Origin of the sequence: Sinorhizobium glycinis, assembly GCF_001651865.1 — a bacterium.
GTDB lineage: Bacteria > Pseudomonadota > Alphaproteobacteria > Rhizobiales > Rhizobiaceae > Sinorhizobium > Sinorhizobium glycinis.
In genome coordinates this window covers 226,092-252,329 of sequence record NZ_LPUX01000062.1, presented here as the reverse complement: position 1 = coordinate 252,329, position 26,238 = coordinate 226,092, and the positions used below count along the sequence as shown (strand labels likewise).

Sequence of the window (26,238 nt, the reverse complement as noted above, 5' to 3'; positions counted from 1 at the left end):
TCAAACAGGCGCGCTTCGAGGCGCGCGTGATGGGCCCCGCCACCGGAACCGGATCGGGGGCCGCTGTCGGGGGCCGGTTACTCGGCCGCTACAGCCATTTTCATGCGCTCCATGTCCTCGAGGGCGCGGCGATATTCGACGGGCATGACCTTGCGGAATTTCGGCCGGTAATCCGTCCAGTGCTCGAGGATCTCCTTGGCGCGCGGCGAACCGGTAAAGTGCAGGTGGTTGGAGATCAGCTGGTAAAGCCGCTCCTCGTCATGGCGCGTCATGTCGCCCGAAACGTCCACCCGTCCCTTGTACATGAGGTCGCCGCCGTGATGGTGCAGCTTCTCCAGCATGTCGTCCTCCTCCGGCACCGGCTGCAGCTCGACCATGGCCATGTTGCAGCGGCGGGCGAAGTCGCCCTGCTCGTCGAGAACATAGGCGACACCGCCGGACATGCCGGCCGCGAAGTTGCGCCCGGTGCCGCCGAGCACGACGACGACGCCCCCCGTCATGTATTCGCAGCCATGGTCGCCGACACCTTCGACGACCGCCACCGCGCCGGAGTTGCGCACCGCGAAGCGCTCGCCGGCGACGCCGTTGAAGTAGCACTCGCCCGAGATCGCCCCGTAGAGCACGGTGTTGCCGACGATGATCGACTCCTGCGGCACGATCCTGGCGCTTTCCGGCGGCCGGACGATGATACGCCCGCCTGAAAGGCCCTTGCCCACATAGTCATTGCCGTCGCCGACGAGATCGAAGGTGATGCCGCGCGCCAGGAATGCGCCGAAGGACTGGCCCGCCGTGCCCTTGAGGGTCACGTGGATCGTGTCGTCCTTGAGCCCCTTGTGGCCCCAGCGCTTGGCAAGCGCTCCCGAAAGCATCGCGCCGGCCGAGCGGTCGACGTTCTTGATCTCCGCCTCGAAGGCCACCGGCACCTTGGTTTCGAGCGCCAGCTTCGCCTTCTCGATCAGCCTGCGGTCGAGAATGTCGTCGATCGGATGGTTCTGGCGGGTCGTCCAGTAGGTCGCTTCCTTCGGCGCTTCCACCTTGTGGAAGATCTTCGAGAAGTCGAGGCCCCTGGCCTTCCAATGTTCGATCATCCGGTCGCGCTCGAGCAGTTCCGAGGCGCCGATGATGTCATCGAGCTTGCGGACCCCGAGCGAGGCGAGGATTTCCCGCACTTCCTCGGCGACGAAGAAAAAATAGTTGATGACATGTTCCGGCGTGCCCTTGAAGCGCTTACGGAGTACCGGATCCTGGGTGGCGACGCCCACAGGACAGGTATTCAGATGGCACTTGCGCATCATGATGCAGCCGGCCGCGATCAGCGGCGCGGTGGCAAAGCCGAATTCGTCCGCGCCAAGCAGCGCGCCGATGATGACGTCGCGGCCGGTTTTCAGGCCGCCGTCGACCTGAAGTGCCACGCGCGAGCGCAAGCCGTTCAGCACCAGCGTCTGCTGGGTTTCGGCAAGGCCGATTTCCCACGGGCTGCCGGCATGCTTCAGCGATGTGAGCGGCGAAGCGCCGGTGCCGCCGTCGAAGCCGGCAATGGTGATGTGGTCGGCGCGCGCCTTGGCGACACCAGCCGCCACCGTGCCGACGCCGACTTCCGAAACCAGCTTGACGGAAATGTCGGCCTCCGGGTTGACGTTCTTCAGATCGTAGATCAGCTGCGCCAGGTCTTCGATCGAATAGATGTCGTGATGCGGCGGCGGCGAGATCAGGCCGACGCCCGGCGTCGAATGCCGGGTCTTGGCGACGGTCGCATCCACCTTGTGGCCGGGCAGCTGACCGCCCTCGCCGGGCTTCGCACCCTGCGCCACCTTGATCTGCAGCACGTCGGCATTGACCAGGTATTCGGTCGTGACGCCGAAGCGGCCCGAGGCGATCTGCTTGATCGCCGAGCGCTCCGGGTTCATCGAGCCGTCCGGGCGAGGCAGATAGCGGTCGCTTTCCTCGCCGCCCTCGCCGGTGTTCGACTTCCCGCCGATCTTGTTCATCGCCTTGGCGAGCGTCGTATGCGCCTCACGGCTGATCGAGCCGAAGGACATGGCACCGGTCGAGAAGCGCTTGACGATTTCGGCTGCCGGCTCGACCTCCTCGATCGGCACCGGCTTGCGGCCGACGGCCTCGGCGCTCTTGATGGTGAAGAGGCCGCGGATCGTGTTCATGCGCAGCGCCGATGCGTTCACCATCTCGGCGAATTCGCGGTAGCGATCTTCGGCATTGCCGCGCACCGCATGCTGCAGCGAGGCAATGGCGTCCGGCGTCCAGGCATGGCTCTCGCCGCGCATGCGGAAAGCGTATTCGCCGCCGATGTCCAGCGTGTTGGCGAGCACCGGATCGGCGCCGAAGGCCGCCTTGTGGCGGGCGACCGTCTCGGCGGCGATCTCCTCCAGCCCAATGCCTTCGATCGTCGTTGCCGTGCCGAAGAAGTACTTGTCGACCAGCTTCGACGACAGGCCGACGGCATCGAAGATCTGCGCGCCGCAATAGGACTGGTAGGTCGAAATGCCCATCTTGGACATGACCTTGAGGATGCCCTTTCCGACCGCCTTGATGTAGCGGTAGACGACCTCCTTCTCGTCGACTTCCTTCGGGAAATCGCCGCGCTTGTGCATGTCGACGAGCGTGTCGAAGGCGAGATAGGGGTTGATCGCTTCCGCGCCATAGCCGGCGAGCAGGCAGAAGTGATGCACCTCGCGCGGCTCGCCCGATTCCAGCACCAGGCCGACCGAAGTGCGCAGGCCCTTGCGGATCAGGTGGTGGTGCACGGCAGCGGTCGCCAACAGCGCGGGGATCGCAACGCGATCCGGCCCGATCTGCCGGTCGGACAGCACGATGATGTTGTAGCCGCCCTTGACGGCCGCTTCGGCGCGCTCGCAGAGCCGGTCGAGCATTTCCGGCATGCCTTCGGCACCGCGCGAAATGTCGTAGGTGAAGTCGAGCGTCTTCGTGTCGAAGCGGTCCTCGGTGTGGCCGATCGAACGGATCTTCTCGAGGTCGCCATTCGTCAGGATCGGCTGGCGGACTTCCAGCCGCTTGGCATGCGCCATGCCGGCGTGGTCAAGGATGTTCGGCCGCGGACCGATGAACGACACGAGGCTCATCACCAGTTCCTCGCGGATCGGGTCGATCGGCGGGTTGGTGACCTGAGCGAAGTTCTGCTTGAAATAGGTGTAGAGCAGCTTCGGCTTGTCGGACATCGCCGAGATCGGCGTGTCGGTGCCCATCGAGCCGATCGCTTCCTGGCCGGTCGTCGCCATCGGCGACATCAGGAGCTTGGTGTCTTCCTGCGAGTAGCCGAAGGCCTGCTGGCGGTCGATCAGCGACACGTCGCGGCGCAGTGCCCGCGGCTCGACTGGCTTCAGGTCTTCGAGAATGAGCTGGGTATCGTCGAGCCACTGGCGGTAGGGATGCTTGCCGGCAAGCGACGACTTCACCTCCTCGTCGGAGATGATGCGGCCCTCTTCCATGTCGATCAGCAGCATCTTGCCCGGCTGCAGGCGCCACTTCTTGACGATCTTGTCCTCATCGACCGGCAGCACGCCAGCTTCCGACGCCATGATGACGCGGTCGTCGCTGGTGACGATGTAGCGGGCCGGACGCAGACCGTTGCGGTCGAGCGTGGCGCCGATCTGGCGACCGTCGGTGAAGGCGACCGCCGCCGGTCCGTCCCACGGCTCCATGAGCGCCGCGTGATACTCGTAGAACGCTTTGCGTTCGGGCGACATGAGCTGGTTGCCGGCCCAGGCCTCCGGGATCAGCATCATCACCGCATGCGACAGCGAATAGCCGCCCTGGACGAGGAACTCGAGCGCGTTGTCGAAGCAGGCGGTATCCGACTGCCCCTCGTAGGAGATAGGCCAGAGCTTGGAGATGTCGTCACCGAAAAGCGGCGAGGAAACCGACGCCTGCCGCGCCGCCATCCAGTTGACGTTGCCGCGCAGCGTGTTGATTTCGCCGTTGTGAGCCACCATGCGGTAGGGATGTGCGAGCTTCCACGACGGGAAGGTGTTCGTCGAGAACCGCTGGTGAACCAGCGCCACCGCCGACTCGAAGCGCACGTCGGCGAGGTCCTTGTAATAGGCGCCGACCTGATAGGCGAGGAACATACCCTTGTAGACGATGGTCGAGGTCGACAGCGATACCACATAGAAGCCGAGGTCGCCGCCATCCGCCTCCGCATAGATGCGGTTGGAAATCACCTTGCGCAGGGTGAACAGCCGCCGCTCGAACTCCGCATTGGTGGCAGCGTCGCGGCCGGCGCCGATGAAGACCTGCACGTGGTGCGGCTCGGTGGCTGAGATGTCGGGCGCCTTGGAGAGCGACGAGTTGTCGACAGGCACGTCGCGGAAACCGAGCAGATGCTGGCCTTCCTCGGCAACAACTTCGCTGATCACCTCCTTGAAGTGGGCGATCAGCTTTTCGTCGCGCGGCATGAACAGATAACCGACGGCATATTCGCCGGCCTTGGGCAGGGTGACGCCCTGGCTTGCCATCTCCTCCCGGAAGAAGCGGTCGGGAATCTGCACGAGAATGCCCGCACCGTCGCCCATCAGCGGGTCGGCGCCGACCGCACCGCGGTGCGTCAGGTTTTCGAGCATGAAGAGGCCGTCGCGGACGATCTGGTGGGACTTCTCCCCTTTCATATGCGCGACGAAACCGACGCCGCAGGCATCATGTTCGTTGCGCGGATCGTAGAGGCCCTGTTTTCGCGGCAGACCGGAGGGGAATGCGGGCGCTTTTACAGCCGTCGCAGCGTCGAGTGCGAGGTTGAGCCCAATCTGTTGTGATGGCGAATGATCCGTCATCGTCTTCCCTCCTGTTGCACCCGGAAATTCCGGGCATACCGCGGCCAGCGCGCCCGTCGCCGCGTCGCGTTCTCCGCGTTGCGGCAAACCGGGCCATTATCGTCGCATGATCCTGATCAGGTCGCAAATGAAGCGCGGCCCATCAGGCACGAATGTCCGCGACCATGGTGATGGCAGGCGATACCAGCCGAATGAAATCCGGCCAAACCCCTTGCGCTCCCCGCCCAAGGCCGCCTTTCGCGGTCCTTCCAGCGATTGTTCCGGTCCCTAGACCGAAATAGGACAGCAAACCTGTCCTATTTCATGCGCTCTATGCCAGAAAGCGCCCCCTTCCGCAAGGGGCAGAGCCGCAAATAGTAGAGGGAATCTTCCCGAACATTGCCAGAAATTACGCGGTTTTGAAATAAAATTACGCACCCGGTCTGCTTTCTTCGCTTTGGTTTCAAACTGGTCTCCTGTTGGCATTACGCGAAGCCAAAGCATTGCCTGTCGGACGAACTCGGCTATGGTCTCGCCGAAACGGCCGCCGAGGCTGACAGACAGGATGAGTTGCCAATGATCTTTGCCTCCGACAACTGGGCTGGCGCCCATCCGGCCATTTCCGAAAACCTCGCCGCACATGCGCACGGCTATGTCTCCGCCTACGGCACGAGCGACCTCGACCGGAAAGTGGAAAAGCGGCTGTCGGAGATCTTCGAAAAGGACATCGCGGTGTTCTTCGTCGCCACCGGAACGGCCGCCAACTCGCTTGCGCTGGCGAGCGCCAATCGTCCGGGCGGCGTCGTCTTCTGCCACCGGGCAGCGCATGTGAATGTCGACGAATGCGGCGCGCCGGAATTTTTCTCGCATGGCGCCAGGCTGAGCCCTGTGGACGGCGAGCTTGGCAAGATGGACGCAACGCGGCTCGAGGCCGAGATCCGCCGCTTTCCGCCGGAATTCGTGCATGGCGGCCAGCCGATGGCGGTGACGCTGACGCAGGCGACCGAGAGCGGCACCGTCTATTCGCTGGCGGAGATCGAGGCCATTGCCTCGATCGCCAAATCCCACAGGCTGCCGCTGCACATGGACGGCGCGCGCTTCGCCAATGCCCTCGTCAGCCTTGATGTGACGCCGGCCGAGATGACCTGGAAGCGCGGCGTTGACGTCCTGTCCTTCGGCGGCACGAAGAACGGCTGCTGGTGCGCCGAAGCCCTGATTCTCTTCGACCTTTCCCAAGCGCACGACATGCATTTCCTGCGCAAGCGCGCGGCCCAACTCTTCTCGAAGTCGCGCTTCATTGCCGCCCAGTTCGAAGCCTATCTCGCCGGCGACCTCTGGCTCGATCTCGCCCGCCATGCGAACGCCATGGCCCGCCGCCTGGCGGAGGGAATTTCGGCTTCGGCCGAGAGCAGGCTCGCCTGGACGCCGGACGCCAACGAGGTCTTCGTAATCCTGAAGCGCAGCGTTGCCGCGCGGCTGAAGCAGCAGGGGGCGGTCTTCCACGACTGGCCGGTGCCGCACGATCTTGCCGGCAGCCTTGCCGAGGATGAGGGCCTCTACCGCCTCGTCACGAGCTTTGCCACCCAGGCCGAGGACGTCGACCAGTTCCTCGACGCCTGCTGATAACCGCAGCATGGCAGAAAAGCCCTATAAGAAAACGGCGCCCCGAAAGGCGCCGTCCCTAAAGGCCTGATCGCTCAAGTTAGGCGTTCTGCGCCTCGATCTGCTTCGGCTGCGAGGAGACCGAAGTGATTTCGATGCGGCGCGGCTTGGCGGCTTCCGGAATCTCGCGCACGAGATCGACATGAAGCAGGCCGTTCTTCAGCGAAGCGGCTCGGATCTCGACATGGTCGGCAAGCTGGAAGCGGCGCTCAAAGGCGCGCTTGGCGATGCCGCGATGGAGAAACTGGGTCTCATCACCCTTCTCCTCGCTCTTCTCGCCCTTGATCGTCAGCGTGTTTTCACGCGCCTCGACGGAAAGCTCGCTTTCGTCGAAGCCGGCAACGGCCATGGTGATGCGGTAGGCGTTTTCGCCGGTGCGCTCGATATTGTAGGGCGGGTAGGTCTGTGCCTGATCGGGCTGGCCCAGGCTGTCAAGCATCGTGAACAGCCGGTCGAAGCCTACGGTGGAGCGATAGAGGGGAGAAAAATCGAAATGACGCATGGTGTCCTCCTTGAAGAGCAACGGTTTGCGAGGTCTGGCCTGCCACCCCAAGAGGCTGTGGCAAAACCGGTGAACGGACCCGTCTTCGGCGTCCGCAACCAAAACATGGGAATGCGCGCAGATGAGTTCAAGGGTGCTTTTATGTTGGTTTTTTCGCTGCAAACTTCGTGAACGGAATATGAACAGCGGGTTCGGCCGCCGTTCAGCCGCGCGGGACTAAAAGAAGGACACTGGGCGGAAGCGCCCAGGGCTGAAGTGACACGTCCCTTCTCCTTCAGCGGCCGGAAGCGGTGATCGTCCGGATTTCATCCGCCGCTTCCGGCTTTTTTCTTTGACGGAGGCGAGACTGCCGCCTATCCCTGAAGAAACTCGACTTCGTTTCCGTTCGCCGACGCGCTCATGACGACGATCCTTTATTCCACGCCGGATAATCCGATGCCGGGCAAGCCCCAGGTGGGCTTTTTCGACGGCGCCGGCGGCCGGAAAATCCGCTACGCCGTTTTCAAGACGGATGGCTCGGTCGCGCGCGGCACGATCGTGCTCTTGCAGGGGCGCAACGAATCGATCGAGAAATACTTCGAAACGATCGGCGACCTCACGGCGGCTGGATTTTGGGTCGCCACGTTCGACTGGCGCGGCCAGGGTGGATCCGAACGGCTGTTGCCGCAGCCGGGTCGCGGCCATGTCGAGCATTTTGCCGACTATGAGCGCGACCTCATGACATTCCTCGAGCAGATCGTCCTGCCCGACACGCGCCTGCCCTTCTCCATCGTCGCCCATTCGATGGGGGCGCTGGTCGCCCTATCGCTCGCGCCGATGCTGGCAAGCCGCATCGACCGCATGGTGCTGCTTGCCCCCTTCCTCGGCTTGAGCGGCCAGGCGATCGGCGAGCCCGGCATCGTGGCGATCGCCACGGCGATGCGCTGGTTCGGCCTCGGCAGGCTGCCTGTGCGCAGCGACAAGGAGCGCCAGACTCCCTTCAGGAACAATCCGCTGACTTCGGACAGCCGACGCTATCAGCGCAGCCTGGCCCTGATCGACGCCCATCCGCATTTGCGGATCGGGCCGCCGACGGGCCGGTGGCTCAGCGAGGCGTTCCGGGTGATCAGGCGCACGATGCGCCGCGAGCACCTGACGAGGATCATCGTCCCGACGGTGATCCTGGCGCCCACGGCCGACGGCCTAGTGCCCTATCTCGCAATGGAATTTCTCGCCAGCAATTTCCGGGCCGGCCACCTGATCCCGATCGACGGGGCGCGCCACGAGCTCTTCCAGGAGGCCGACCGCTACCGCGCCCAGGCGCTCGCCGCGATCCTGGCCTTCCTTCCGCAGGCCGACGCCGAGGAGGTGGACCTTTCGCCGCAGACGATGGAGGATGCGTAGGTCAGTGCTTGTCGCCCGAAAGTGCGCAGCGGTGTTGGGGTAACGATATGCACAAAGCAGGGACGCGCTTTAGCGCGATCGCAACATCTCCAGCGCCTGCGCATGCAGTTGCGGGCTGCCGGCGGCGATGATCTCGCCGCCCATTTCCGCCGGACCGCCCTGCCAGTCGGTGATGACGCCGCCCGCCTGCTCGATCAGCGGAATGAGCCCGCCGACATCATAGGGCTTGAGGCCGCATTCGATGACGAGGTCGACATGGCCGGCGGCCAGCAGCGCGAAGGCATAGCAATCGCAGCCATAGCGGAAGAGCCGCACCTTCGCCTGCAGCGCTTCGAAGCGCTCTTTCAGTTCGCCCGTGTAGAGATGCGGCGAGGTGGTGAACAGGACAGCGTCCGAAAGCGCGTCGCAGGGACGCGTCGAAAGCACTTTCTCGCCACCCGGGCCGCGATAGGTCGCTTTCTGGCCGTCGGCGAAATAGCGCTCGCCGGTGAAGGGCTGGTCCATCAGCCCCATGATCGCCTTGCCGTTACGGTAGAGCCCGATCAGCGTTCCCCAGACCGGTAGGCCGGAGATGAAGGCACGGGTCCCGTCGATCGGATCGATGACCCAGACATGTTCGCGGTCGAGGCCGATATTGCCGTGCTCCTCGCCGAGAATGCCATGCTCGGGAAAAGCGCCTTCGATCAACAGCCGGATGGCCGCTTCCGCCGACTGGTCGGCTTCCGTGACGGGGTCGAAACCGCCTTCGAGCTTGTTGACGACGCTTGTGCCCGTGCGGAAACGCGGCAAGGTTTCCGCCCTGGCGGCGTCGGCGAGGCGGTCGAAGAAGGAACGGTCGGGCAGCATGGTCACTCTCTTGCGGCGAGGAAGGAAGTGCATTCTGAATAGAGGAAATTTGCCGAAAGGCAACGACGGCGCCTGCCGATGCCCGCTGCGTTGCAAAGTCCTGCACCCCTACAACTTGACAATTGTGCAGTGCAATATTATTGTTTCCCTGCAGTCACGCGTGGCTGCAAATACCCTCCTTGGGTGTTTCCTCCCTAGACTTGACCGCGCCGCTGGCGCGGTTCTTTTTGAGCCCAGGAGATTTTCGTCGGCTATTCCGCGGCAAGCGGCAGATAGGCGCCGTAGTCCTCGACATGGCGTGCCAGCGCCGCGACGAAGGTCGCTAGATCGGTTGCCAGGGCCGCAAATCCCGGCTTTTTGACCAGCGTCGCCTCGTCGATATAGAGGCTGCGGTTGATTTCGATCTGAAGCGCGTGCAGGCCTCGCGTCGGCCGGCCGTAATGCTCGGTGATGAAGCCGCCGGCATAGGGCTTGTTGCGGGTCACCGCATAGCCGAGTTGCTCCAGGAGTTCGACTGCGACACGGGACAGTTCCGCGGCGGCGCTCGTTCCGTAACGGTCGCCGATGATGAAATCCGGCCGTTGGCCGCTTCCCGCCAGATGAACGTTCCCGGGCATTGAATGGCAGTCGATGAGCACCGCCATGCCGAACTGGACATGGGTGCGGGCGATCAGCTTCCGGAGCGTCGCATGATAGGGTTTGTAGATCGATTCGATCCGCGCCAGCGCTTCCTCGACCGGAAAGCGGCTGCGATAGATCTCCATGTTCTCGGCCACCAGTCGCGGCACCGTCCCAAGCCCGCCGGCGACCCGCATCGAACTGATATTGGCGTGGGGCGGCAGCGCGCCCTCGAACATGCGCGGATCGAGCTCGTAGGGTTCGCGGTTGACGTCGAGAAAAGCGCGCGGGAAATGGGCCCTGAGCAGCGGTGCTCCGAGAAGTGTTGCGCCTTGAAAGAGTTCGTCGACGAAGTGGTCTTCGGACCGGCGAATCGAATGCGCATCGAGCCGCGACTGTTCGAGAAAGGTTTGGGGATAATAGCGCCCGCTATGCGGAGAGTTGAAGACGAAGGGGATCCGCTGGCTCGCGGGTTCCAAAACCTCGAACACGTCCCACTCGACCACTTCCCCCATCGGAACCCTTTTACCATATGCGGATCTTGCTGTTCGGATCATGTTGCCAGTTGGCCGCCTCTGTGTCCATAGTGGCCTCCCGCTGGTTCGGGGGGTTGACCCCTCCCGTTCATCGGATATTTACGCTGGTGCGGTTTGCTAGGCTGCCGCACCCCACAAGCATTGAAAAGAAGTAGCCACGGCCGAATTCATGACTGCGAAAATCCTCCTTGCCGAAGACGACAACGACATGCGCCGCTTCCTCGTGAAGGCCTTGGAAAAGGCGGGCTACAAGGTCCTGTCCTACGACAACGGCGCGAGCGCCTATGACCGGCTTCGCGAAGAGCCTTTTTCGCTCCTCCTGACCGATATCGTCATGCCCGAGATGGACGGCATCGAGCTTGCCCGCAGGGCGACCGAGCTCGATCCGGATCTGAAGGTGATGTTCATCACCGGCTTTGCCGCCGTCGCGCTGAACCCCGACTCGAAGGCCCCCAAGGACGCCAAGGTCCTCTCCAAGCCCTTTCACCTTCGCGACCTCGTCAACGAGGTCAACAAGATGCTGGCGGCCTGAGACTATCCAAGCGGTTCCGCCTGCCTGTCAACTCGGGGGGCCGGTCGATTTTCTTGATCAAATTCCGCTTGCGATTCCCGCCCGCCGGGGCTCGACAATCGTTCAAGCCGCTGCGCGTTCATCCGGCAGCGGCTTTTGCCATTTCAAGCATTTAGTCTGATTGATGCGGCTGCAGCGTGCGGTAGGCCGAACGCGACCCCTCACAATCCCGCGCCGCCGGCCCCTCCGAAATTTCTGTCAAAAAACCTTCGAAAAGCCTATTGACGCCGACGCCGGTTTTATGGTGTATGCGCCGCATCGGATGGGCGTGTAGCTCAGCGGGAGAGCACTACGTTGACATCGTAGGGGTCACAAGTTCGATCCTTGTCACGCCCACCATCCTTTTCAAGCGCTTGGCAAGCTTCTCTCCCATTGCTGAGAAACACCAGTAAGCACATAGCAAGCAGATAGACGGGAACTGGCGGGAGCGTTCTGCAGAGCGTTCGTCGATGCGAACACCTGCGGATCCACACCGCGGATCGACGCGTTGGCGGGGGCCGGCTCCGCCTGCGTCGAGCGCCATACGCTCCTCGGGGCCGAGCGCACTTCTGACGCAATTGCGCAGGCCCAGCCCGAGTCGATGCGGCCCTCCCCGTTTTGTCGCGGAATTCGTTGTGAGGGTTACCGGCGGCCGCCGCACTTCGGGGCGGTGTTATCCAGGAGCCGAGCTGGTCCTGCGTGCCCTCAACAGGGATTCCATGCTCGGGTCACTATCTTATTGGTTGAATATCCGCATCGCGCACCGATGTACATTAAGCGCAATCTTCTCGTGTGCGGGTGTTCGTTTTTTAGACATTGCTTTTGAATTTTACCGCTTCTTAAGCGTGTGAAAACCAATGGTGCTCTTCCGTTCAGCCGCGCAATGCGCCGGAGCGAACGCACGTGGGATTCTGCTGACCGGCATGGGCGATGACGGTGTGCTGGGTCTTCTCGAAATGCGCAGCGCCGGCGCCGACACGATCGCCCAGGACGAGGCGAGCTGCGTGGTCTTCGGCATGCCCAAGGAGGCAATCGCCCGCGGCGGCGCCGGCAAGATACTGCCGCTGGATCATATCGCACGGGAAATCATAGGGAGCAGCGCATGCAACGCGCCTCGGGCATTGTAAGGGCCGCCGAATCGATCATTTTGCCGCACGGGGCTGGATCAGCCGACGCTATCGGTTCGCGGCTGACGGATATAGTCCGCTGCCTGTCCGCTCCGCGTCGCGACATGGAAGCGACTTTCCTCGGCATGACCCAGAGCCTCGCAGGGTGTGTGCCGTTGCTCGGCGAGATCTCCACCGCGCATGAGCAGGTGGCGGCGTCCCTGTGCGGCGGCGACTTCGCCAAAGCCGTCGCGCGTCTTGAACGGATTCGCATCGCGGGCGCGGGCATCGGCTCGGAGGGCCTGCAGAACGGGTCGAGCATAGACCGCCTCCAGGCGACCATCGTTCAGGTGGAACCGGCCGTCTCGAGCCTTTCGACAAGCGTCAGGATCATCGGTTTCGTTGCCGTCAATGCCCGCATACAGGCCGCCGGCATTCGCGATCAGAGCGAGGATTTCTCGATTTTCGCAACGGACATGGCGGAGCTGACCCGCAACGCAGCCGCAACCGTGAAGGCCTTCTCCGAACAATATCAGCGGCTCATCGCCAGCCTTGAAGAAGCGGTGAGGGTGAACACCGCCTTCGCCGCCGAGCATAGCGGCACGATGGGCGTGATTTCCTCCCGTTTGGGTCAATACCTTGAGACCATCGACGGCCACCGGCAAAGGCTTACCGGGAAGACGGCGGATCACGGCCAGTTGAGACTTCAGATCACCTCCCGTATCGGCGCCGCGGTCGCCGCCCTGCAGATCGGCGACATAACCCGCCAGCGCATCGAGCATGCCGAACAGGCCCTGGAGGCTTTGGATGGCCTGTTGCGCACCATCCCGGAGGGGGACACGGACAGGCGAAACGGGGCGATTGCCGCCATCTGCGGCCTGCAGGTCGCGCAGTTGGAAGAAGCGACCGCCGATCTCGGTCGCGAGGCCGGCGACCTCACATCCACCCTGAACGAGCTCGCCGGCGATGCCGAAACAATTCTCACGCACGGCGCGGAAGAGGCGGAGCACTTGCTTGCAAGCGGCGGCACGGCAATCAGCGCAATGGTTGAGGATCTCAGGGAGATCTGCGCTCTGCTCGGTGCATTCACGTCAATGCGTGACGATCTCGACCGGTTGACCAGCGACGTATCCCGCACAGTCGCGGCCATGGTCGAGGATCTGGAGAAAGTCCGACGGATCGAGGAGGATCTGCGCCACCTCGGGCTGAATACGGCCATCAAATGCGGACGCTTCGGCAACGAGGGGCGCACCCTCAACGTCATTGCCCAGGAACTGCGCATGCTGACCGAGCAGACGGGCGAAGCAACGAAGACGATCATCACGGGCCTCGAGGAGGCGGCTCAGCTCGTCTCCGCCTCGCCCGCCGCCGCAGCCCGCGGAACGACCGCGGAGTTGGAAAGCGAGGCACGCGAGGTGCTGGAGTGCCTCGCCTCTGTCACCGCAGGGCTCGGCCACCATGTCGGCTGCATCGTCAAGACCGGCCCCTCTGTCATGCGCGTGCTCGATGGCGTTGTCTCGGAGGTAAAGGCCCATGAGCAGATGGAACGGCACGTCAATGCTGGTGTTGCGGAAATAAGGATGGTCCTCGGCGAGGTGCCGGAGGAGCCCGGACAGTCCTTCTTGCCGCTCGAGCTCCTAAAGGTTTTGCGGGCCGGCTACTCGATGGACAGCGAAAGGCTTGTTCACGACCGCATGTTCGGTGACAGCACCTTGGACACGAGAGGGACGGAGCAGCCAACCGAGGATACCGCAGACCTTTCAGACATCCTCTTCTGAGGCCGGCGCTGCAGTTGCCTTGCCGCCTCAGACCGAGGTCATAGAGCTGCCCACACGTCGTCTTGTATCCGACGGGTTTTCGCCATACGTCGCCCTATAGACAGCCGAGAACCGTCCGAAATGAAAGAAGCCCCATTTCAGGCAGATCTCTCGCATTGCCTGATTGTTCTCGGGATCGAGCAGGTCCTGTCGTGCTGCGCGCAGGCGAAGCCTGAGGAGATAGGCGGCTGGCGTGGTATCCCTGAAAGCACGAAAGCCGGTTTCGAGGGCTCGGACTGAAACGCCCGCGGCTTCGGCCACCATTGGCATCGTGATCGGCTGATTGATATTGGCCTGCATGAACTCGATCGCCCGGCGGACATGGCGAGGGGCGATCAAGCACGGCTTCTTGTCCAGCAAATGCGATAGCCGGTGCGGGACAAGACGCACCACCACGTCGGCCAGCGCCTGCGTAACATGCGCCATGGCGATCGGCGACTGCAGCAACGGACCATTGTTGCGTATGCCGCCCATGATCGTTTCGGTGAGATTGCCGATCAACTGGCCGGCCGGTGTAGACAAACTCACCTGGGGCAACAAGTTCAGAGACCCGTCGAAGCGCGTCTCGAAAGTCTCACCCAGTGTCTGCAGAACGACAGACCAATTGATCAGCAGCTCGTCCACCACGTTTTCTTCCCCGCGCATGATGACGCTGTTCGGTTCGAAATTGTTGTAGAGAAGCAATTCTCCTTGCCCTGCCTCGGCCGTACGGGGGCCATAGGTCACCCCCATGCCGCCGCGCCGGGGCACGACGATCGACAAATATTCTGCCGTATCGGCGGTTGGCTCGATGTGGAATTGGAAATCGGTCTGATGATAACCGGTGATCAACACGGCACTGTCACACGCCGCAAGATCGATCCCCCAACGGAAATCTCGGGTCTGAGTGATAGGCTCGGCGTCAAATGTGCCAAAAGCACCGCCGAGTGTTTCGATCATGCTGTCGAATGACGAACCGCGAAACTGAAACGAGGCTTGTGCAGTACTCTTTTCCGACATGGTCCCGGTTGTCATCCTCGTAGCCGCCACCGCTCCTTGTCGACAGAAGCTGGGATTGATGGGTGCAATGAAAGTTGATCTTCGCGCCTACAGCGCCGTGCGTCCTTTCAGACGCACAAAGGTCGCTGTAGCACTATTTGAATCGCTGCATGTTTTTATCCTTAAATCGGCTACGATTTAAGGAAACATGCAGTAGCGGCGAGTTTAGGTTGGATGGTGCCCGTTCGCAATCGCCACCAGCCAATCCAACCTGGCAACGCATCCATTCTTCGACCGGACGCGGTACCAGCGCAGGAATCTAAGCATGTCGCCAAAAGTGTGCGGCGGTTTTGGGACAACGACATGCATGAAAACAAATACGTAAAGCGCGTCGCATGAACCCCTTTGAACGCGACGCGCTTAGTCGCGCGCATGCAGCTTAAGGAATGAGCCTATAGCCTGACGATACCGTCAACCCAATATTCCACCCGATACCGAACGGAATTGGCTTGTTCCTTCGCTTCGCGCCACGCCGCACGGCCATACCGGCCATCGCAGGCGATCCGGTCGATCGTCCACAAGCCAACCAACGCAACAATGAAGAGTAGCAAGCCGCGCATATCGACATCTTGTCGATGAATTCTTTAGAAAGCCCTACGTGCGATCGACTCCATCCGGCGCTTTTCGATCGCTTGTCACGCGGTTGTCACGATCGGCGGCTAGGAAATACCCACCTCGCCATTGACCACGGATGTACTGGCAAAGGCTGACGGTGACGAGGAAGGTCGGGTTTCCCCCGGCCTTTTTTCGTTTGTCCGAACAATCTGGAAGACGCGGTCGGGCAGTGACGTGCGCACCGCCCGACGATCATCCTCTCAATGCACCACCTGTGCTGCCGCCGACATCACCTCGTCAGGGCTCGGGTTCCGGAACATGTTGCGGCCGTCGGGGGAAGCCTCGGTAAAGGACCACCGCACAACGCCATCTCGGTCGAGCAGGAACTCACCGACAAGTTGCGCCATCGCGGTCGCCTCCATCCGCTTGTCGTCCTCCATCATCTCGTAGCCGTCCGCTCTCTGCAGATATTCGGACGCCGCGACCGGATCCATCGGTTCCGGCAACTCATCAGGCATGTCGAGCCGCATCGACATGACGGTCTGCATGCCAAGCTTGCGCGGCCAGTCGTCCTCGTCTTCGGTAAATTGGAGATTCGGGAGGCCGAAGGCCCGATGCGAAATCCGCTCGGGATCCGACGCGGCAAGCAAATTCGGCAGGGGATGGTAGCGGAAATATAGACGCGCCCGCTCGATCGGCGTGTTCACAACCGTCAGCGTCTCGACGCCCTTTTCGTTCAACGCCGCCTTGAGCTGCGCCATCGTGGCGATCTGCCGGCGGCAGAACGGGCATTGCAGACCTCTGAACAGGCCCACCAAAACAGGCTTGTGCCCCCGGAAATCATCAATGGCGATCTTGCCCTCATGTGTGATCGCATCGAGCACCACGTTCGGCGCCCGATCACCCGGCTGCAACGGCCCGGAACTGCGAAATTCTTCCATGGCTGTGTCTCCTTCCGTCACGCCAGAGCGGGAAACCGTCTCGGTGTGCGGTTTTCGCCCGCATCCCGCTCTGCTGTATTAGATCGATTCACGATCACTTCGGGTCGGCTCGCAAGTGCCCGCGAACCAGTCCGCACTGAGTCTGAAATTTGCTCACAGACGTTGTTCCACTCGCGCAGTTTTGCCTGGGAAAGGACTGTTCAGTCGAGGAACGGCAATACCACCAAGGCTTCCGGGTCGAGATCGTGGCTTTCGCAGATGTCTCGAGCCAGACCGAAGTAGCGCTCGGCCCCCGCGAGATCGCCTTCGTCGAGGCAAAGTGTCGCCAATCCATCATAGCACGGAAACAGCACCTGCGCTTCGCCCGTTTCTGCGGCAAGATCGAGCGCTTCGCCATAAAGCTTGCGGGCCTCGCGCGGCCGGCCATGGCACTGGTATATCTGCCCCAGCACGAGCAACGACACCGGCAGGTGGTCGCGCTGGTCGAGCGCCCGGTCGAGTTCGATCGCCTTTTGCGCCGCCGGCACGCCCTCGGCCGCGCAGCGGTCCGTGAAGGTACAATGGGCAACAGCGAGGTTGGCAAGCAGCCGCGCCTGAAAGCCGAGGTCGCCGATACGGCTGGCCAGGTCCAGACCGCGCCGGCAGACATCGATTGCGAGCTTCGGATCGACGATCGTGTAGAGAACCCCGAGATTGGTGTAGCCGCGGCAGGCCGCATGCATCAGCATCGCCGCTTCGGCCTCCGTAACGCTTCGCTCCACCGCCTCGATGGCCTCTCGCGTGCTGCCGCGCCGCGCGAGCGCTACGCCCTTGGTGTTCAGTGCCTCGGCCGTAACAAGGGCCGCCTCGCGCCGCATCGCGTCGCTGGCATCCGGGGCAAGCGCCTTGACCCGATCCAGGGCTTCGTCCGCCCGTTCGGAAGCATTGAGATAGTCGCCCATGCGGAAGGCCAGATGCCCCCGCTCCTGTAGCAGCGACGCGCTTTCGACGGGTGCCTCCGCCCGCTCGAGCAAAGCCCCGGCCTCGGCAAAACTTGCCTGCGCCCGATCGCGCTTGCCGGTCTCCCAGAGGAGATGGCCGAGCTTGCGAAGGATGCGCGCGCAGGCCACAGGGTCAGCCGATATCTGGTGAGAGCCGAGCAGAGCGCGGTAGTGCTCTTCCGCCTGTGCTCTTTCGCCGGACGGACCCAGGAGATCGGCGACGCGTTCCCGAGCGACGAACCACTCCGGTCCCTCCTCGCCAAGCGCGGCGAGAGCGGCCATGGCTTGCCGGTAGAACCGGATAGCGTCCTCGTTGGCGTAGAGCTGGCTGGCGCGGTCTCCCGCGGCCATCAGGTAGCGTGCGCCCCTGGCCCGGTCCGCCGACTGACTGTAGTGGTGTCCGAGGAGCGCCAGGTCCTCGAAACGCTCGGGATTTTCCCCATGGCGCCGCTCCAGCGCCCTGGCGACAGCGGCATGAAGCTCCATTCGACGCTTGACCAGGAGATTGTTGTAGACCACCTCATGCAGGATCGACTGCACGAAGCGGTAGGCCTGCGACCCCTGAGGCCCCCCCGGGGCCGTTTCCTCGATGATTTCGGCGTCGCAAAGCAGTTCCAGGACCGGCTCGACCTCGGCGGCGTGGGGAGAAATAGCGCCAAGGAGCGGCGCGTCGAAGCGCGGGCCGATAACGGCGGCGCTATGGACGAGACGCCGCACCTCCTGCGGCAATCGATCTATTCGCGCAAGCAGCATCGCCTCGATGCCGACCGGAATGTCGATGCTCGCCTCTCCCTCGGCAACGTGCCAGCGGGAGTCGTCGCGCCTGAGCGCGTCCAACTCGATCAGGCCGCGGACGATTTCCTCGATGAAGAGCGGGTTGCCGCCGGCCCGACGGAGGATCTGCGATGAAAGGCTCCGGGGAAGGCAATTCTCCCCGAACAAGCCCTCGAGGAGTCGTTGGCCATCGGCCGAAGAAAGGGCCCCGAGCCGAAGGGCGGTGACGCTGGTGCGCGCCTGGGTCAACCGCTCCGGGCCTGCATCCGGCCGCTGCGTGGTAATCACCATCAGCGGACTGCGATCCAGCCGGTCCAGCACGAAGCGCAAGGCCTCCAGCGATGCGGCGTCCGCCCAATGCAGGTCCTCGACGACGAGCAGCAACGGCGCCCGTTCGAGCCGCCGCTCGAACATGGTACGGATGACCGAAAAGAGCTGGCGCCGAACCTGTTCCGGAGAAAGGTGCCGCAAGGCGCCTTCGCGATCCCCCATTCCGAGTATGTGGAAGAAAAGCGGCATCAGTTCACCGACCTCGCCGGCGGCAAAGCCGATCTCGGCGAGACCGGACGCCAGCCGCTGCTGCGTTTCCTCCGCCGGGTCGCCGGTCGAAATACCATAGGCACTGCGCAGCACGGTGGCGAGTGTCCCGTAAGACGGCTCGCCGAGCGGAGAACAGGCCGCGCGCCTGACGACCACATGCGCAAAGCGCGGATCCTCGCCGATGGCTGCCAGGAATTCGCTCACCAGGCGTGACTTGCCGATGCCGGCTTCCCCGGTCAGACGCACGACCTGCGCAGTACCGGCGCAGGCGAGTACCAGGCAGTCCCGCATGCGGGCGATCTCGCTGTCGCGTCCGATGAGCGGCGCACTGAGACCGAGAGCGTCAAGGCCTCTTGCCGCACGCGGCGCCTCGAGCGCACCGTTCATCCGATGCACCTGGAGGCTGCCCGTCTTGCCGCGCAAGGCAACGGCGCCGAGCGTTTCATAGGCGAAGGCGTGCCGGGTAAGCTTGTGGGTTACCGGCCCTGCGAGGATCTCGTCCGGGCCGGCCATCGTCTGCAGGCGCTGCGCCGTGTTCACCGTATCGCCGGTGACCGAATAGGATTTCGTGTCGCCCGCCCCGAAGCCGCCGGTGACGACCGGGCCGGTGTTGACGCCGATATGGAGACTGAGCGGCAGGCCTATGCGCCGATGCCAGCGGTCGCTCACCTGCGCGGTCCGATTGATCATCTCGAGTGCGGCCCGAAGAGCCCTCTCCGGGTCGTCCTCATGCGCCACCGGCGCGCCGAAGAGGGCGAGCAGCGCGTCGCCGATGAACTTGTCGACGAAGCCGCCGAACGTCTCGACGGCCCTCGTCAGTTCCTCGAAGAGCTCGTTCTGCAGCGCCTGCAGGATCTCCGGATCGACCTGCTCGCTGAGGCCGGTGAACCCGCAAAGATCGGCAAACACGACCGTGACCGTACGCCGGTCGGCGCCGATGTCGGGGCCTGGCGATGCCGGATTCGCCGGTGATACAGGCGGCATCGGATGCCGCTCCCGCGCCGGCCGAACTTCCGCGGCTGCTCCGAGCCGGGTGCCGCAGCGCGGGCAGAAGGCGAAATGCGGCGCACAGAGATAGCCGCAACCCGTGCAAGAACTCTGCTGCCTGGCACCGCATTTCGGGCAAAACGCGAAGCCGCTCTCTATCTCGCTATCGCATTCATGGCAGTTCATCGCCGACGAACCTCAATAGACACCTGGCGGCGAATAAGTTTGCCGCTGCAGGCGTGAATGCTGCAAAAACAATGGACTTGTTGATCCGGCTTGGCAAGCAATGCGAAATCCCGGCGGGATTCGGGCGCCGAACGAACGGGTACGGAAGCTGTGCAAAGCATGCGCGAGGGCTACACTTGCTCCCATTACCCGCGCGCCGTTTGGCTCCGCGCGGCGGAAATAATCCGACGCGAAAGATGACGCGCGCGCAATTTTGCGCTAGTACCCCTCGACCGGCGCTCAAGCATCGCCATATTCGCGTATCGATATTCGTCCGTGAAGGAACATGTTCATGCCTGCCTATCGCTCCCGCACCACCACTCACGGCCGCAACATGGCCGGCGCCCGCGGCCTCTGGCGCGCCACGGGCATGAAGGACAGCGACTTCGGCAAGCCGATCATTGCGGTGGTGAACTCGTTCACACAATTCGTGCCCGGCCACGTGCATTTGAAGGATCTTGGCCAGCTCGTCGCCCGCGAGATCGAGGCGGCCGGCGGCGTCGCCAAGGAATTCAACACGATCGCCGTCGATGACGGCATCGCCATGGGCCATGACGGCATGCTCTATTCGCTGCCCTCGCGCGAGATCATCGCCGACAGCGTCGAATACATGGTCAACGCCCACTGCGCCGATGCCATGGTCTGCATCTCCAACTGCGACAAGATCACCCCCGGCATGCTGATGGCCGCGTTGCGCCTCAACATCCCCGCTGTCTTCGTCTCCGGCGGGCCTATGGAGGCCGGCAAGGTGGTGCTGCACGGCAAGAAGCACGCGCTCGACCTCGTCGACGCCATGGTCGCGGCCGCCGACGACAATGTTTCCGACGAGGACGTCAAGGTTATCGAGCGGTCCGCCTGTCCGACCTGCGGCTCCTGCTCCGGCATGTTCACGGCCAACTCGATGAACTGTCTGACCGAGGCCCTCGGCCTGTCGCTGCCCGGCAACGGCTCGACGCTTGCCACCCATGCCGACCGAAAGCGCCTCTTCGTCGAGGCCGGCCATCTCGTCGTCGACCTGGCGCGCCGCTATTACGAGCAGGAGGATGGACGTGTCCTGCCGCGCTCGATCGCGTCCAAGAAAGCCTTCGAGAACGCCATGGCGCTCGACATCGCCATGGGCGGCTCGACCAACACCGTGCTGCACATTCTCGCCGCCGCCTATGAAGGCGAGGTCGACTTCACCATGGACGACATCGACCGGCTGTCGCGCAAGGTTCCCTGCCTGTCGAAGGTCGCGCCGGCGAAGAGCGACGTGCATATGGAAGACGTGCATCGCGCCGGCGGCATCATGTCAATCCTCGGCGAACTCGACAAAGGCGGCCTCATCAACCGCGACTGCCCGACAGTGCACAGCGGGACGATCGGCGACGCCATCGATCGCTGGGACATCACCCGCACGTCGAGCGAGACGGTCCGCAACTTCTTCCGCGCCGCCCCCGGCGGCATTCCGACCCAGGTGGCCTTCAGCCAGGAGGCGCGCTGGGACGAACTCGACACCGACCGCGAAAAGGGCGTCATCCGCTCTGTCGAGCATCCCTTCTCCAAGGACGGCGGCCTCGCTGTCTTGAAGGGCAACATCGCCCTCAACGGCTGCATCGTGAAGACCGCCGGCGTCGACGAGAGCATCTTGAAGTTCTCCGGCCCCGCCCGCGTCTTCGAGAGCCAGGACGCCTCCGTCAAGGCGATTCTCGCCAACGAAGTCAAGGCCGGCGACGTCGTGGTCATCCGCTATGAAGGTCCGAAGGGCGGTCCCGGAATGCAGGAAATGCTCTATCCGACGAGCTACCTGAAATCGAAAGGTCTCGGCAAGGCCTGCGCGCTGATCACCGACGGCCGCTTCTCCGGCGGCACGTCCGGCCTGTCGATCGGCCATGTCTCGCCCGAGGCGGCGAATGGCGGCACGATCGGGCTCGTCCGCGAAGGCGACATCATCGACATCGATATCCCGAACCGCACCATCAGTCTGCGGGTGGACGAGGTCGAGCTTGCCAACCGCCGCGCCGAACAGGATTCCAGGGGCTGGAAGCCGGCCGAACAGCGCAAGCGCAAGGTGACGACAGCGCTCAAAGCCTATGCCGCCTTCGCGACCTCCGCCGACCGCGGGGCCGTGCGCGACCTGGGCGATCGCTGAAGCGGTCACTCTTATCATACTACCGCAAGGCGTTTCCGGAACGGGTCGCGCTCCGGAGCTTCAAAGTCTTGATCCGACCGACATTATCGGCACAGGCTGAGATTCGTGGCGAAAAAAGTCTATCTGGCCGGACCTGAGGTCTTCCTTCCCAATGCCCGCGAAATGCTTGACCGCAAGGCGTCGCTGACGCGTGCCGCCGGGCTGATCCCGCTGTCGCCGGGAGACCTGGAGATCCCGCCGACCAATTCGAAGCGGGAACTGGCGGCGGCGATCAGCACCGTCGACGAGCAGATGATGCTCGAGGCGGACGCGATCATCGCAAACCTGACGCCCTTTCGCGGGATCGCCGCCGACACCGGGACGACGTTCGAACTCGGCTTCATGTGCGCGCTCGGCAAACCGGTGTTTGCCTATACCAACGTGGCACGCAATCACACCGCTCGCGTCATCGACCACTTCAAGGGCGCCGTCTCGCCCGATGCCGAGGGCCGGCTACGGGACCCGGATGGGTTGTCGGTCGAGGATTTCGGCCTGATCGACAACCTCATGCTGCATTCCGGCATCGAACGGCGGGGCGGCATCATCATTGTCGGCGATGCGGCAGCGGATGCGGTCTACACCGATCTCGCGGCCTTCGAGAAATGCCTCGCCGCCGCAGCCCGCAAGCTCAGCAATGCGTAACCGCTGAACAAGCCCCCGACTTCACATGTGCCGCGTCTCGCCCGGGACATTCCACCAGTTGTTGTGGAGCCCGTCCATATATTGGACCGGCAAGGTCGCCAGCACGGCTGGATCGATATCATCAAGGCATGCGATATTGATGGAAACGAAGGCTCCACCGATCTGCTCGACATATCCGTGCCCATAAGGCGCCGTGCCGCAAGTCATGCAAAACCGGTGATGGCCACTCATTGTGCCGAACTGATAGTCTCCGATACCGCTCTCTTCGCAGAGCAGCCGGAAATCCTCTGGCTTCACGGACGCACCCCAATAGCGCATTTTCGAGCAGTAGGAACAATTGCATCGACTGGTCCCGGCCTCGAGATCGACATCGACCTCGTAGCGAATCCGTCCGCAGTGGCAGCTACCCTTGTAGGTCCTCTTCATCTTCGCTCCTCCCGCCTGAAACGCCGCCATGGCATCCGCCGCACTCCGACGATGCGGCGCGCCAGCGAGAACAACACGATCCTCAACCGATTGCCATCCTTATTCTCCAGGGTTTGCGCTGGCGAATTCTGTGCTGCGGCGGAAAAGGAAGATGGGTGCTTTTGTGCGCCTCATCCGGCTGCCGCTCGCAGTAAATCTGCCGGAACTCAGGTCAGCGCGTGCAGATCGGTCCGCAGCCGGTCGGGGCCGGTATCGCCAAGCTGCGCATCGACCGCTTCATGCGTGCGCTTCCACACAGGCACGGCTTCCGCCAGCAGCCGCTCTCCCGCTTCCGTCAATCGCAGGCGGCGCAGCCGCCTGTCGTCAGAATCCACGAAGACCTGCAGAAGACCACGGCGCTCCAGCGGTTTCAGCGCCGCTGTCAGCGTCGTGCGATCCATTGCCAGAAGCGACGCGACCGCGCTTATGCTCGGCGGTTCGGGCCGATTGAGCGACATCATCAGCGAGAACTGGCCATTGGTGATGTCGAGCGGCCTGAGCGCCTCGTCGAACCTGCGAGCCAAGGCACGGGCGGCACGCTGGACATGCAGGCACAGGCAGGTATCCCTGACGAAGATCGTGGTCGAGAAGGGTATGAGCGGCGGCTTTGACATGTCCGACTAATGTTGATATCAACGTAAATAGTCAAGCACTAATGGCGATGCATCCACCGTTCGACGTGCTCACCGCAAGTTCCGAGCTGCGTTATAATCGGTGCTCCAACGAAAATTCGATCGAAGGCCCTTGGAGGAACGGATATGGGACCGAACCACGCCGTCGTGTCGCAGGAGGAATGGCTGCAGGCACGCAAGTCGCTGCTGGCGCTCGAAAAGGAGCACACCCATCTGCGAGACAAGGTCAATGCCGGGCGTCAGGCGATGCCTTGGGTGAAGGTCGAGAAATCTTACAGGTTCGATACCCGGGACGGCCCGAGGAGCCTGGCGGACCTCTTTGACGGACGAAGCCAGCTTCTCGTCTACCACTTCATGTTCGGCGAAAACTGGGAGGCCGGTTGCCCAAGCTGCTCCTTCCTCGTCGATCATTTCGGTGGCACCCTGCCCCATCTCAACCATCACGACGTCACGCTGGTCGCCGCATCGAGCGCGCCGCTCGAAAAAATCGAGGCCTATCGCAAGCGAATGGGCTGGGATTTTCCCTGGGTGTCCGCCCGGGGCAGCGCGTTCAACAGAGATTTCCACGTGTCCTTCACGCCCACTGAAATGGCGGGCGACAAGGTCGTCTACAACTTCACCGAGATGGCCCCGAAGGACGCCTACGAGGAGCTGCCGGGCCTCAGCGCCTTCTACCAGGACGAGGGCGGCACCGTTTATCACACCTATTCAACCTATGCGCGCGGTCTGGAGGAGTTGGTCGGCACTTTCATGCTGCTCGATCGGGCGCCCAAGGGCCGCAACGAAGGCACGATCATGGATTTCGTCCGCCGCCACGACGAGTATGAGGACTGACCGAAGCGGTCCGCCGCTCAAACTGAATGGACAGAACGGCAGCCGGCCCTATCTCTCGTACCGCCCCTCGTAGCCTCGAGGAGGGGTGCATCACCGCTATGGCGAAATCCAGGAGGTAAGAGTGGAAACAGAGCCTCAGGAAGAACATCGCTGGCTGGAACAATTGCTCGGCGAGTGGACTGTCACGTCAGAAGATTCGACGGGAAGCGGCGAGGCGAGTGCTCCATGGGTGGAGAACGTTCGTTCGATGCGGGGCCTATGGTTGGTTTGCGAAGGGCAAGGCACCATGCCGGACGGAAATTCCGGCCAGACCCTGATGACGCTTGGATTCAATCCCCTGACCGGGCGCTATGTCGGCACATGGGTCGGCTCCATGATGACGCATATGTGGGTTTATGACGGCGAGATCGAAGACGACGGCAAAACGCTCGCGCTGAATTGTGAAGGCCCGGACTTTGAAAATCCCGGCAGGTCCGCCAGGTATCAGGACAGAATAACACTCATCGACGCGAACCGCCGCACGCTGACGGCCCGCGTCCAGGCCAAAGACGGAAGCTGGAAGGAGATGATGAGGGCGGAGTACCGCCGCCGATAGCTTGATGCGGCCGATGCTGCATGCACCAACAACCGGAGGAGCAATCATGCATGGGAAATTCATCTGGTACGAACTGATGACGACGGACACGAAGGCCGCAGAAGCCTTCTACAAGAGCGTCGTCGGCTGGTCCGCCCGCGACGCGGGCATGCCTGGCATGGACTACACGCTTTTCTCCATGGGCGACCACCAGGTGGCCGGCCTGATGACCATGCCCGAGGGCGCGCTCGAGATTAAGGTGCCGCCGGCCTGGCTCGGCTATGTGGCGGTCGATGATGTCGATGCGACCGCCGACAAGCTCGCCTCCGCGGGCGGCACCGTCCACCGCGCACCGGACGACATACCCGGCGTCGGTCGCTTCGCGATCGTCACCGACCCGCATGGCGCCGCCTTCGCCCTTTTCAAGGGGACCGGCGAGCCGCCGCCAGCCATGGACCAGATGGCCGCCGGCAATGTGGGCTGGCACGAACTGATGGCCGGCGACCTCGACACCGCCTTCGACTTCTATTCGAAGCTGTTTAACTGGACCAAGGACCAGGCGATAGATATGGGCGATATGGGCGTCTACCAGATCTTCGCTTTCAACGGCCAGCCGATCGGCGGCATGATGACCAAGCCGAAGGAAATTCCCGCGCCCCCCTATTGGCTCTATTACTTCAACGTCGAGGCGCTGGATGCGGCGATCGATCGTGCCACATCCGGCGGCGGCAAGATCATCCAGGGTCCGATGGAGGTGCCCGGCGGCGCCTGGATCGTGCAAGGCACCGATCCGCAGGGCGCAATGTTCGCTCTGGTTGCACCGAAGCGCTGATGCAAACGCCGTCAGAATGGAAGGCTCTCGGTTCTCGCGAGCCTTCGCCTGTCCTGACGCCCGTGCGTCCAGCGCTTCAGGATTTCGCCCGGATCAATCCGCCGCCCATCTGAGACGCTGGGAGGGGTGACCGCGAGGGGATCGAAGGGCAGCCGAAACCAGCCCGGTTTCGGCTTGCTTTCTTTCATCGCATTGCACAAAGTCCTTTCGAATGGCGGGCGACGTACCCGCCGTCGAGGGGAAAAACG

General features: G+C 62.9%; 19 protein-coding genes, 1 tRNA gene and 1 pseudogene. 12 read left to right on the top strand and 9 right to left on the bottom strand.

From position 1 onward, the window contains the following. Positions 1-77 precede the first annotated feature (77 nt). Entirely contained in the window at positions 78-4,802 is a 4,725-nt protein-coding gene (gene gltB, locus AU381_RS19270; protein WP_064243344.1) for a glutamate synthase large subunit, read from the bottom strand. A 555-nt stretch (positions 4,803-5,357) separates the two neighbouring features. Here gltB and AU381_RS19265 point away from each other — a divergent pair. Continuing rightward, the gene (locus tag AU381_RS19265) at positions 5,358-6,404 is read left to right on the top strand and encodes a threonine aldolase family protein (protein ID WP_064243343.1); all 1,047 of its coding nucleotides are present in this window, start codon (positions 5,358-5,360) and stop codon (positions 6,402-6,404) included. 79 nt (positions 6,405-6,483) lie between these two features. Here the strand turns inward: AU381_RS19265 and AU381_RS19260 are convergent, their stop codons facing one another. Beyond that, positions 6,484-6,945 (bottom strand): Hsp20 family protein, encoded by a 462-nt coding sequence (locus AU381_RS19260; RefSeq protein WP_064243465.1) that lies wholly within the window; start codon positions 6,943-6,945, stop codon positions 6,484-6,486. Here AU381_RS19260 and AU381_RS29840 point away from each other — a divergent pair. Continuing rightward, the gene (locus AU381_RS29840) at positions 6,937-7,116 is read left to right on the top strand and encodes a hypothetical protein (RefSeq protein ID WP_156528636.1); all 180 of its coding nucleotides are present in this window, start codon (positions 6,937-6,939) and stop codon (positions 7,114-7,116) included. The two genes, AU381_RS19260 and AU381_RS29840, sit on opposite strands and share 9 nt — an antisense overlap. 228 nt (positions 7,117-7,344) lie before the next feature. After that, on the top strand, positions 7,345-8,328 hold the full coding sequence (locus AU381_RS19255) for an alpha/beta fold hydrolase (protein WP_064243342.1): 984 nt from the start codon (positions 7,345-7,347) through the stop codon (positions 8,326-8,328). Between the two features lie 69 nt (positions 8,329-8,397). Here AU381_RS19255 and hisN read toward each other — a convergent pair whose 3' ends face one another. Then, a complete protein-coding gene (gene hisN / locus AU381_RS19250) occupies positions 8,398-9,174 on the bottom strand; it encodes a histidinol-phosphatase (protein WP_064243341.1) in 777 nt (258 codons plus the stop codon). Positions 9,175-9,425: 251 nt separating this feature from the next. After that, the gene (locus AU381_RS19245; protein WP_064243340.1) at positions 9,426-10,307 is read right to left on the bottom strand and encodes an N-formylglutamate amidohydrolase; all 882 of its coding nucleotides are present in this window, start codon (positions 10,305-10,307) and stop codon (positions 9,426-9,428) included. Between the two features lie 190 nt (positions 10,308-10,497). Between AU381_RS19245 and cpdR1 the strand changes: the two genes are divergently transcribed. The 4 genes and pseudogenes from cpdR1 (at position 10,498) to AU381_RS19225 (ending at position 13,762) form a co-directional block, all read left to right on the top strand. Beyond that, positions 10,498-10,860 carry a response regulator CpdR1 gene (gene cpdR1, locus AU381_RS19240; protein WP_003531148.1) on the top strand — a complete coding sequence of 121 codons (363 nt, stop codon included), beginning with the start codon at positions 10,498-10,500 and terminating at the stop codon, positions 10,858-10,860. 303 nt (positions 10,861-11,163) lie between these two features. Continuing rightward, positions 11,164-11,238: transfer RNA gene (locus tag AU381_RS19235), tRNA-Val, on the top strand. Between the two features lie 500 nt (positions 11,239-11,738). Beyond that, positions 11,739-12,005 (top strand): annotated as a pseudogene (locus AU381_RS19230) (chemotaxis protein CheB); the annotation flags it as partial. Then, the gene (locus AU381_RS19225; protein WP_064243338.1) at positions 11,981-13,762 is read left to right on the top strand and encodes a methyl-accepting chemotaxis protein; all 1,782 of its coding nucleotides are present in this window, start codon (positions 11,981-11,983) and stop codon (positions 13,760-13,762) included. The pseudogene AU381_RS19230 and the gene AU381_RS19225, both read left to right, overlap by 25 nt. Before the next feature lie 27 nt (positions 13,763-13,789). Here the strand turns inward: AU381_RS19225 and AU381_RS19220 are convergent, their stop codons facing one another. From AU381_RS19220 to AU381_RS19210, 3 genes are all read right to left on the bottom strand, one after another. Then, positions 13,790-14,800, bottom strand: coding sequence for a helix-turn-helix domain-containing protein (locus AU381_RS19220; RefSeq protein ID WP_064243337.1), 1,011 nt, complete (start codon positions 14,798-14,800; stop codon positions 13,790-13,792). An 854-nt stretch (positions 14,801-15,654) separates the two neighbouring features. After that, positions 15,655-16,335, bottom strand: coding sequence for a peroxiredoxin-like family protein (locus AU381_RS19215; RefSeq protein WP_064243336.1), 681 nt, complete (start codon positions 16,333-16,335; stop codon positions 15,655-15,657). Between the two features lie 200 nt (positions 16,336-16,535). Further along, the gene (locus AU381_RS19210) at positions 16,536-19,802 is read right to left on the bottom strand and encodes an AAA family ATPase (RefSeq protein ID WP_064243335.1); all 3,267 of its coding nucleotides are present in this window, start codon (positions 19,800-19,802) and stop codon (positions 16,536-16,538) included. A 331-nt stretch (positions 19,803-20,133) separates the two neighbouring features. Here AU381_RS19210 and ilvD point away from each other — a divergent pair, with 331 nt between their 5' ends. Continuing rightward, positions 20,134-21,972, top strand: coding sequence for a dihydroxy-acid dehydratase (gene ilvD / locus AU381_RS19205; protein WP_064243464.1), 1,839 nt, complete (start codon positions 20,134-20,136; stop codon positions 21,970-21,972). Positions 21,973-22,077: 105 nt separating this feature from the next. Beyond that, positions 22,078-22,653 (top strand): nucleoside 2-deoxyribosyltransferase, encoded by a 576-nt coding sequence (locus tag AU381_RS19200; protein ID WP_064243334.1) that lies wholly within the window; start codon positions 22,078-22,080, stop codon positions 22,651-22,653. Positions 22,654-22,674: 21 nt separating this feature from the next. Here AU381_RS19200 and AU381_RS19195 read toward each other — a convergent pair whose 3' ends face one another. Continuing rightward, positions 22,675-23,079: a GFA family protein gene (locus AU381_RS19195; RefSeq protein WP_064243463.1), complete on the bottom strand. Its 405-nt coding sequence runs from the start codon at positions 23,077-23,079 to the stop codon at positions 22,675-22,677. A gap of 206 nt (positions 23,080-23,285) precedes the next feature. After that, positions 23,286-23,732: a MarR family winged helix-turn-helix transcriptional regulator gene (locus tag AU381_RS19190; RefSeq protein WP_064243333.1), complete on the bottom strand. Its 447-nt coding sequence runs from the start codon at positions 23,730-23,732 to the stop codon at positions 23,286-23,288. Positions 23,733-23,876: 144 nt separating this feature from the next. Here AU381_RS19190 and AU381_RS19185 point away from each other — a divergent pair, with 144 nt between their 5' ends. The 3 genes from AU381_RS19185 to AU381_RS19175 all read left to right on the top strand — a co-directional run bounded on the left by AU381_RS19185 (position 23,877) and on the right by AU381_RS19175 (position 25,990). Further along, positions 23,877-24,584, top strand: a complete 708-nt coding sequence (locus AU381_RS19185; RefSeq protein WP_064243332.1) for a DUF899 domain-containing protein — start codon at positions 23,877-23,879, stop codon at positions 24,582-24,584. Positions 24,585-24,705: 121 nt separating this feature from the next. Next, the gene (locus tag AU381_RS19180; protein ID WP_064243331.1) at positions 24,706-25,179 is read left to right on the top strand and encodes a DUF1579 domain-containing protein; all 474 of its coding nucleotides are present in this window, start codon (positions 24,706-24,708) and stop codon (positions 25,177-25,179) included. 46 nt (positions 25,180-25,225) lie between these two features. Then, positions 25,226-25,990, top strand: coding sequence for a VOC family protein (locus tag AU381_RS19175; protein WP_064243462.1), 765 nt, complete (start codon positions 25,226-25,228; stop codon positions 25,988-25,990). Positions 25,991-26,238: the final 248 nt, after the last annotated feature.

Bases quoted from the DNA above. Each gene is read 5' to 3' on its own strand.
- gltB (WP_064243344.1), bottom strand. From the start codon at position 4,802: ATGACGGATCATTCGCCATCACAACAGATTGGGCTCAACCTCGCACTC.
- AU381_RS19265 (WP_064243343.1), top strand. From the start codon at position 5,358: ATGATCTTTGCCTCCGACAACTGGGCTGGCGCCCATCCGGCCATTTCC.
- AU381_RS29840 (WP_156528636.1), top strand. From the start codon at position 6,937: ATGACGCATGGTGTCCTCCTTGAAGAGCAACGGTTTGCGAGGTCTGGC.
- AU381_RS19260 (WP_064243465.1), bottom strand. From the start codon at position 6,945: ATGCGTCATTTCGATTTTTCTCCCCTCTATCGCTCCACCGTAGGCTTC.
- AU381_RS19255 (WP_064243342.1), top strand. From the start codon at position 7,345: ATGACGACGATCCTTTATTCCACGCCGGATAATCCGATGCCGGGCAAG.
- hisN (WP_064243341.1), bottom strand. From the start codon at position 9,174: ATGCTGCCCGACCGTTCCTTCTTCGACCGCCTCGCCGACGCCGCCAGG.
- AU381_RS19245 (WP_064243340.1), bottom strand. From the start codon at position 10,307: ATGGGGGAAGTGGTCGAGTGGGACGTGTTCGAGGTTTTGGAACCCGCG.
- cpdR1 (WP_003531148.1), top strand. From the start codon at position 10,498: ATGACTGCGAAAATCCTCCTTGCCGAAGACGACAACGACATGCGCCGC.
- AU381_RS19225 (WP_064243338.1), top strand. From the start codon at position 11,981: ATGCAACGCGCCTCGGGCATTGTAAGGGCCGCCGAATCGATCATTTTG.
- AU381_RS19220 (WP_064243337.1), bottom strand. From the start codon at position 14,800: ATGTCGGAAAAGAGTACTGCACAAGCCTCGTTTCAGTTTCGCGGTTCG.
- AU381_RS19215 (WP_064243336.1), bottom strand. From the start codon at position 16,335: ATGGAAGAATTTCGCAGTTCCGGGCCGTTGCAGCCGGGTGATCGGGCG.
- AU381_RS19210 (WP_064243335.1), bottom strand. From the start codon at position 19,802: ATGAACTGCCATGAATGCGATAGCGAGATAGAGAGCGGCTTCGCGTTT.
- ilvD (WP_064243464.1), top strand. From the start codon at position 20,134: ATGCCTGCCTATCGCTCCCGCACCACCACTCACGGCCGCAACATGGCC.
- AU381_RS19195 (WP_064243463.1), bottom strand. From the start codon at position 23,079: ATGAAGAGGACCTACAAGGGTAGCTGCCACTGCGGACGGATTCGCTAC.
- AU381_RS19190 (WP_064243333.1), bottom strand. From the start codon at position 23,732: ATGTCAAAGCCGCCGCTCATACCCTTCTCGACCACGATCTTCGTCAGG.
- AU381_RS19185 (WP_064243332.1), top strand. From the start codon at position 23,877: ATGGGACCGAACCACGCCGTCGTGTCGCAGGAGGAATGGCTGCAGGCA.
- AU381_RS19175 (WP_064243462.1), top strand. From the start codon at position 25,226: ATGCATGGGAAATTCATCTGGTACGAACTGATGACGACGGACACGAAG.